At 72.6% G+C, this 6,862-nt stretch carries 5 protein-coding genes; all 5 read right to left on the bottom strand.

Going from position 1 to position 6,862, the window contains the following annotated elements:
• Window positions 1-271: 271 nt before the first annotated feature.
• Window positions 272-910: a class II aldolase/adducin family protein gene (locus E2C05_RS26805; RefSeq protein ID WP_200306267.1), complete on the bottom strand. Its 639-nt coding sequence runs from the start codon at window positions 908-910 to the stop codon at window positions 272-274.
• A gap of 10 nt (window positions 911-920) precedes the next feature.
• Window positions 921-1,226, bottom strand: coding sequence for a cupin domain-containing protein (locus E2C05_RS26800; RefSeq protein ID WP_133222716.1), 306 nt, complete (start codon window positions 1,224-1,226; stop codon window positions 921-923).
• A gap of 5 nt (window positions 1,227-1,231) precedes the next feature.
• The gene (locus tag E2C05_RS26795) at window positions 1,232-1,840 is read right to left on the bottom strand and encodes a glutathione S-transferase family protein (RefSeq protein ID WP_158292384.1); all 609 of its coding nucleotides are present in this window, start codon (window positions 1,838-1,840) and stop codon (window positions 1,232-1,234) included.
• A 160-nt stretch (window positions 1,841-2,000) separates the two neighbouring features.
• A complete protein-coding gene (locus E2C05_RS26790) occupies window positions 2,001-4,631 on the bottom strand; it encodes a calcium-binding protein (protein ID WP_133222714.1) in 2,631 nt (876 codons plus the stop codon).
• Between the two features lie 256 nt (window positions 4,632-4,887).
• Entirely contained in the window at window positions 4,888-6,591 is a 1,704-nt protein-coding gene (locus tag E2C05_RS26785) for an electron transfer flavoprotein-ubiquinone oxidoreductase (protein WP_133222713.1), read from the bottom strand.
• Between the last annotated feature and the right edge of the window lie 271 nt (window positions 6,592-6,862).

The raw sequence follows: 6,862 nt of genomic DNA, 5'->3' as shown, positions 1-6,862 counted from the left end.
GGCCGTCCCCCCCGAGGATCGCCGCCCGGCCCGGCACGGCCCCCCGCCGAGGGGGGCCACGGGGCGAGGCCGCGCCGGCCAGGGCAGGCCCCCGGCGCCGAACCGGCCCTTGCCGGCGCCCGGGACAGGCGTCCAGGGCCAGGCGCCGAGCACAGACGCCCGGGACAACGGATGGGTTGCGCCCATGGCGATCGAGGCTTCGGCGCACCGCCCGTCGCCACCGCCGCCGCCGCCGCCCGGGCGGATGCCGCGCCGGCCGGGTCAGCCGCCCTCAGCCGGCCCGGCCATAATCGCCGAACTGCTCGAAGACCTCGGCCATCTCCGCCGCCGTCAGCAGCACCGGGTCGAGCCCCGCCGCCCGCAGCGCCAGATATTGCCGGGCCAGGTTCTCCACCTCCTCCGCCAGCGCCTTCGCCCCGGCCAGCGTGCCGCCCAGGGCGACGACGCCGTGGTTGGCCAGCAGCGCCGCCTTCCGGCCATCGAGCGCCGCGACGCAGGCCTCGGCCAGCGCCTGGGTGCCGAAGGTGGCATAGGCGGCGCAGCGGATCTCCGGCCCGCCCGCCAGCGCCACCATGTAGTGGAAGGGCGGGATGCCCTGCCGGGCGCAGGACAGGGCGGTGGCCATCGGGCTGTGGGTGTGCACCACCGCCCGCGCCTCCGGCCGCGCGGCATAGATGGCGGCATGCAGCCGCCATTCCGAGGAGGGCCGGCGATGCCCGGCGACGACCGTGCCGTCCGGCGCGATCTCCACCAGATCCTCCGGCCCGGTCGCGGCATAGGCGAGGCCGGAGGGCGTGACCAGGCAGCCCGCCGCGGTCCGGACCGAAAGGTTGCCCGACTTCGACGGCATGAAGCCCCGCGCGTCCAGCGCGCGGGCCGCGCCGATCAGCGCCTCGGCCTGGCCCTGCACGCGGCCCGGCTCAGGCCGCGGGGTGGCGGCGGCCGATCAGCAGGGCCGCGCCCTCGGGCCCGGCGCCCTCCTCGTGCGGGCATTTCGCCTCCAGGGTGAAGACCTCGCCCGGGCCGCAATCCTGCAGCCGCGCCGCCTCCCGCACCATGAAGCGGCCGCGCAGCACCAGGCCGCGGACATCCCAGGCATGGTCGTGCTCGCCGAGCTCCTGGCCGGCCGGGATCTCCCGCCGGACGATCTCCTGGAAGCCGTCGGCCCGAAGGGCGGCCTCGAATTTGTCTTCGCGGAGCGCCGCGCCGGATTCCGTGCCGTCCATTCGCCTCATCCCTCCCGCAGGCGCCGCGCCGCCAGGGCCGCCGGCCTGGTCAGGCAGCGTTCCATCCAGCCCGCGACGCGCGGCGCGGCGGAGAAATCATAACCGTTGAACCAGGATCCGTAGAGCACGCCCGCGAGATTGCAGTCGGCGATGCAGAACCCCTCGCCCAGCAGGAAGGGCCGGTCGGCGAGGTGACCCTCCAGCACGGCCAGCCGCGGCTCCAGCGCCGCCCGCCCCGCCGCCGCCTGCGCCGGGTCCCGCTGCTCCGGCGGCAGCTGGAAGGCGTTCCGGGCCCAGTGCAGGGCATGCGGCTCGGCCTCGGTCGCGGCCCAGAGGGTCCATTGCAGGGCGCGGGCATAATCATCCCCGGCAGGCAGCAGCGGCGGCCCGGCCTTGCCGGCGATGTGGAGGTTGATGGCGAGCGACTCGAACAGCACCAGGTCGCCATCCCGCATCGCCGGCACCTTGCCGTTCGGGTTGATGGCGAGGAAGCCGGGCTCGCGGCTCCCGGTGCCGAAGGCGACGGGCTCGTGCCGATGCGCGACCCCCGCCTCGGCCGCCGCCCAGAGGCAGCGGAAGGCGCGGCTGCGCGCCGCGCCGTAGATGATGAGCATGGCTTCCCCCTCGGCCCCGGGCCGCCGGCGCAGCGTCCGGGCGCCGGCGGCCCGACGCAAGGGGGAGGCCTGGGCCATCGGCCCGGGCCAGGTCGCCGGTTCCCCGCCGCGCCAGGCCGCGGCGGGGAAGGCGCCGCCCCGCGCGGGGCGGCCCAGCCGGTCAGAGCGGATCGACGTAGTAGGCGATGCCCTCGTAGGAGAAGCCCGGCAGGTTGGCGACCACCGAATCCCGCTCGGTCTCCGAGGTCGTGTAGAAATGCGCGCCGGTGGTCGTGTTGAAGAAGCGGTATAGCTCCTCCTGCGGGCCGGCATCGCTGCCATAGGCCTGGTAGGCCACGCCCTCGTACTGGTAGGCGGGCAGGTTGTTGATGACGAAGTCCCGCTCGGTCGCCGACGCCGTGTAGAAGTGGAAGCCGCCCGAGGGGAAGAAGAAGCGGTAGATGTCCACCGCGCCGGCCGCGTTGCCGGGGGCGATGCGGAAGGACAGCCCCTCGTCGTTGTAGTCGGGCAGGGTGGCGCGCACCGTATCCGCCTCGGCGTTCGAGGCGGTGTAGAAATGCACCCCGACCCGCTCGTTGTAGAAGCGGTGCACCACGCCGTCGATGCCGCCCGCCTGCTCGACCGACATCTCGCCATCGGCGAAGCGGATGCGCTCGACCCCGAACAGGGTGTCGGTGCCGTCGCGGCCGCCCACCCGGTCCGTCACGGTGTAGACGTTGTTCGACATGGTGACGGTGTAGTCGGCCCGCGCGCCGGTGAAGACCGCGATATCGAGCCCGGCGCCGCCATCGATCCGGTCATTGCCGGCGCCGCCCACGGCGCCGTCATTGCCGCGGCCGAGGTCGATGTAGTCGTTGCCCGGGGTGCCGGTCACCGTCTCGGCCGTCGCGGTGCCGGTGAACTGGTACTGCAGCCCGGCGAGCGGCCCGGCATAGGCCTGCGCCGCCACCTGCGCGGTGCCGGCGGCGGTGACCACGGTGAAGACCGGCGGCGTGGTCGGCTGCGGCAGGCTGCCGAAGGTGATGTCGTTCGCCTGCAGGGCGGTGACGCGGGCGAGGAAGGCGACGTCGTTGCCGGCGCCGTACTGCACATAGAGGCCCTGCACGCCGAGCAGGTCGCCGAGGAAGGTGGTGACGTTGGCGGCCGTCAGCCCGCCGCCGAGCAGCAGCTTGTCGGTGCCCGGCGTGAAATTCTCGATCCAGTCTGGCCCGTCGCCCGGCTGCAGGCCGAAGACATCCGCCCCGGCGCCGCCCACCAGGTAGTCGTTGCCCCTGCCGCCGACCAGCGTGTCGCCGCTGCCCTGGCCGGCCAGGGTGTCGTCCCCGGCGCCGCCGAACTGCACCGAGCTCGGCGCTGCCGGCGGCGGGGTCAGCACGATGTCGCCCGGCTGCAGCGCCGAGACGCCGGCGAGGAACAGCCCGTCGCCGCCCTTGCCGTAGATGACGCCGAGGCCGGCCACGCCCTCGAGCGTCATGCTGGTCAGCACGATGTCGCCGCCGGCGATGCCGGCATTGAAGCGGATGCGGTCCACCCCGGGGGTGAAGCCCTGGATCCAGTCCTGCCCGTCGCCGAGCGAGAAGGTGAAGGAATCCGCGCCGGCGCCGGCGATCAGGAAGTCGTTGCCCTTGCCGCCGATCAGCGTGTCGCCATTGGCGCCGGCCTGCAGCGTGTCCGGCTGGTCGGTGCCCGCCACGGTCGAGCCCGGCTGGACGGCAGCCGCACCGATCAGCAACCCCTTCGCCGGTGTTCGCATCGGAAGCCCCTGGTCGTCATAGATCGCGTTGCCCTGCACCGACCCGCCGGCGCCGGCGAGCTGCGCATTGCCGTAGCCGTAGTAGAGGGTGGCGCCGGCCGGCAGGTCGCTGCCGAAGCTGACGGAGAGCGTGTTGGCCCCGGTCAGCGCCACGCCGGTCGCCTTCAGCACGGTGCTGCCCGAGATCGCGCTCCAGCCGATGCCGGTCGCGGCATCCGCGTCCAGCGCCTGCAGGGCGGCGGCGGCGTCGAACTTCACCGTCACCGCCACCTGCCGCGCCGCGGTCTGCACCGCCTGGATGGCGATCGGGCCGGTGTCGTCCAGGTTGCCGGACGCGGCGGCCGAGCCGGGCTTGGCGTATTGCGCGAAGACCTCGGCGATGCTGCGGGCGGCGCGGCCGGCGACCAGCGCGGCATCCTGCTGGTTCATGTGGCCGCCGGCGCCGAAGACATCGGCGTTCATCGCCAGGTCGTCGTTCTGCGCCGTCAGCCTGGCGTTGAAGGCGGCGTCGGCGGTCAGCTCCTCCATGCCGACGCGGATCGCCTGCGCCCCGGCATCGGTGCCGGAGACATAGGGGATCGGCTCGACGAAGACATAGGGGACGGCGGTGCCGAAGGCGGCCCGCACCAGCGACGCGTCGAAGCGCACCGCGCTTTCCCAGGTGCTGGTCAACAGCGGCTGGCGCGCGCCGTCGCTGTCGTATTCGTTGTGCAGCCAGAGCACGACGGTCGGCTCCGCCTTGGTCGCGGTCGGCAGGGCGTCGATGTAGTTGATCAGCCCCTGCTCCAGCGCCTTGGCCTGCCAGGTGGTGCTGCCGGCACCGGTCACCGGCTGCAGCCAGTCGCCGATCAGGGCGGTGCCGCCGGTCGCGGTGTTCCGGCCGGCCGGGTCCTGCCAGGAGAAGCGGAGCGTGACGGTATCGGTGACGCCATCGAAGCCGAGCAGCCGCTGCACCTGCGCGGCGACGCTGTTGAGCCCGGTCAGCTCCCCGAGGATGACGGCGTTGGACTGTCCGCGGAGCAGGACATTCAGGTTCACGGTGACAGGTCTCCCCATGGCCGGCGCCGACGCCGGCCTGCGGGGATAATCAACCGCGAAGACGCGCCCCGATCCTTCCACGAAAAGGATAGTGCGCAACACGTATCCGTTAGGGAGGCGTGACCGTGTTACTTACGCACGGGTTCGGGAGACTTTCGCTACTTCAGGCGTCTATTGCCGAATGGAATTTCAACCAGATGGTTCTTTTGGATCATCGGGCCGCCGCCCGGGGCAACCGGGCGGCGGCACGGCGGCGCTACATTCCGCCGATATAGTTCGGCCCGCCGCCGCCCTGCGGCGTCGTCCAGTCGATATTCTGGGTCGGGTCCTTGATGTCGCAGGTCTTGCAGTGGACGCAGTTCTGCGCGTTGATCACCAGCCGCGCGCCACCGCCGCCCGCCTCGACCGAGGCGCCCTGCCCCGTCGCCTCGGCATCGGGCGTGCCCTTCAGCTCCCGCTCGGCCTCCGGCCCCACCGCCTCATAGACCGCGGCCGGGCAGTAGCGGCTCTCCGGGCTGCGGTAGAGGTCCCAGTTGGTCCCCTTCCAGCGGCCGGGATCGCGCAGCTTCAGGTGCGCCGGCTGGTCCTCCTCGTGGTTGGTGTTCGACAGGAAGACCGAGGAGAGCCGGTCGAAGGTCAGCTTGCCGTCCGGCTTCGGGTATTCGATCCGCTTGGCGTTCGCGGCCTTCTGCAGCCGCTCATGGTCCTCGTGGTGGTGCCAGGTCCAGGGCGCCTTGCCGCGCAGGACATAGGTGTCGATCGCCGCCGTCACCATGCCGCCGAACAGCCCGTACTTGGCGAAGCCGGGGCGGATGTTGCGCACGCTGCGCAGTTCCTCCCACACCCAGGACTTCTCCAGGGCCCGGGGGTAGCTCTCCAGCACCGCCGGCCGGTCCGCGCCGGCCAGCGCATCCGCCACCGCATCGGCCGCCACCATGCCGCTCTTCATGGCGGTGTGGCTGCCCTTGATCTTCGGCACGTTGAGGAAGCCGGCGGTGTCGCCGATCAGCGCCCCGCCCGGGAAGACCAGCTTCGGGATGGCCTGGAAGCCGCCCTCGTTCAGCGCCCGCGCGCCATAGGCGACGCGCTTGCCGCCCTCCAGCATCTTCCGCACCTCGGGATGCGTCTTGAAGCGCTGGAACTCGTCGAAGGGCGACAGCCAGGGGTTCGGATAGTCGAGCCCGACGACGAAGCCGATGGAGACCAGGTTCTCCCCCAGCATGTACAGCCAGGACCCGCCATAGGTGTCGCGCTGCAGCGGCCAGCCGATCGAGTGCCAGACCAGGCCCGGCGTGTGCTTCTCCTTCGGGATCTCCCACAGCTCCTTCATCCCGAGGGCGAAGGTCTGCGGCGCCACGCCCTCGCGCAGCCCGTAGCGCTCGAAGAGCTTCTTGGTGAGGCTGCCGCGGCAGCCTTCGGCGAACAGCGTGTAGGTGGCGCGCAGCTCCATCCCCGGCTCATAGGCCGGGCCCTTGCTGCCATCCTTCAGGATGCCGGCGACGCCGGCGACGACGCCCCTGACCTGCCCGTCCTCGACGATGCTCTCGGACGCGGCGAAGCCCGGATAGATCTCGACGCCCAGCGCCTCTGCCTTCTGGCCGAGCCAGCGGCAGACATTGCCCAGGCTGACCACGTAATTGCCGTGGTTGTGCATGCCGGGCGGGGTCGGCAGGCGGAAGGCGCGCGTCTCGGTCAGGTACATGAAGTGGTCGGCGCCGGCCGGCGTCGCCAGCGCCGGCGGGTCGTCGCGCCAGTCGGGGATCAGCTCGTCCAGCGCGCGGGGCTCGAGCACCGCGCCCGAGAGGATATGGGCGCCGATCTCGCTGCCCTTCTCCACCAGGCAGACCGTGGCGTCGGGGGCGCGCTGCTTCAGGCGGATGGCGGCGGCGAGGCCGGCCGGCCCGCCCCCCACGATCAGCACGTCGAATTCCATGGACTCGCGCTGTTCCGCCTCGGACATGCCGTGCTCCTTCCTCGTTGCCCGGGATGTAGCCCCGGGGCGGCTTGCGCGTAACCCCGGCCGCGGCCGATACCGGGGCGGGGGATGGGCACCATGCAGGAGGCGCTGCTGGCCGCGCTGCGGCTGCAGATGGACTGGGGGGCGGACGAGGCGCTGGAGGCGGCGCCGATCGACCGCACGGCCCCGCGCGCCGCGCCGCCCGCGCCTGCCGCCCCGGCGGATGGCGTGGCCAGGGGCCCCTCGGCCGCCCCGGCCATCGGCCAGGGCCCGG

The organism is Paracraurococcus ruber, from assembly GCF_004353985.1.
Taxonomy (GTDB): domain Bacteria; phylum Pseudomonadota; class Alphaproteobacteria; order Acetobacterales; family Acetobacteraceae; genus Paracraurococcus; species Paracraurococcus ruber.
This window is presented reverse-complemented; position numbering and strand designations above follow the sequence as displayed.

What these genes read in the sequence shown, in the direction of transcription:
- E2C05_RS26795 (WP_158292384.1), bottom strand. Translation starts at nt 1,840, where the DNA reads ATGCTCATCATCTACGGCGCGGCGCGCAGCCGCGCCTTCCGCTGCCTC.
- E2C05_RS26800 (WP_133222716.1), bottom strand. Translation starts at nt 1,226, where the DNA reads ATGGACGGCACGGAATCCGGCGCGGCGCTCCGCGAAGACAAATTCGAG.
- E2C05_RS26785 (WP_133222713.1), bottom strand. Translation starts at nt 6,591, where the DNA reads ATGTCCGAGGCGGAACAGCGCGAGTCCATGGAATTCGACGTGCTGATC.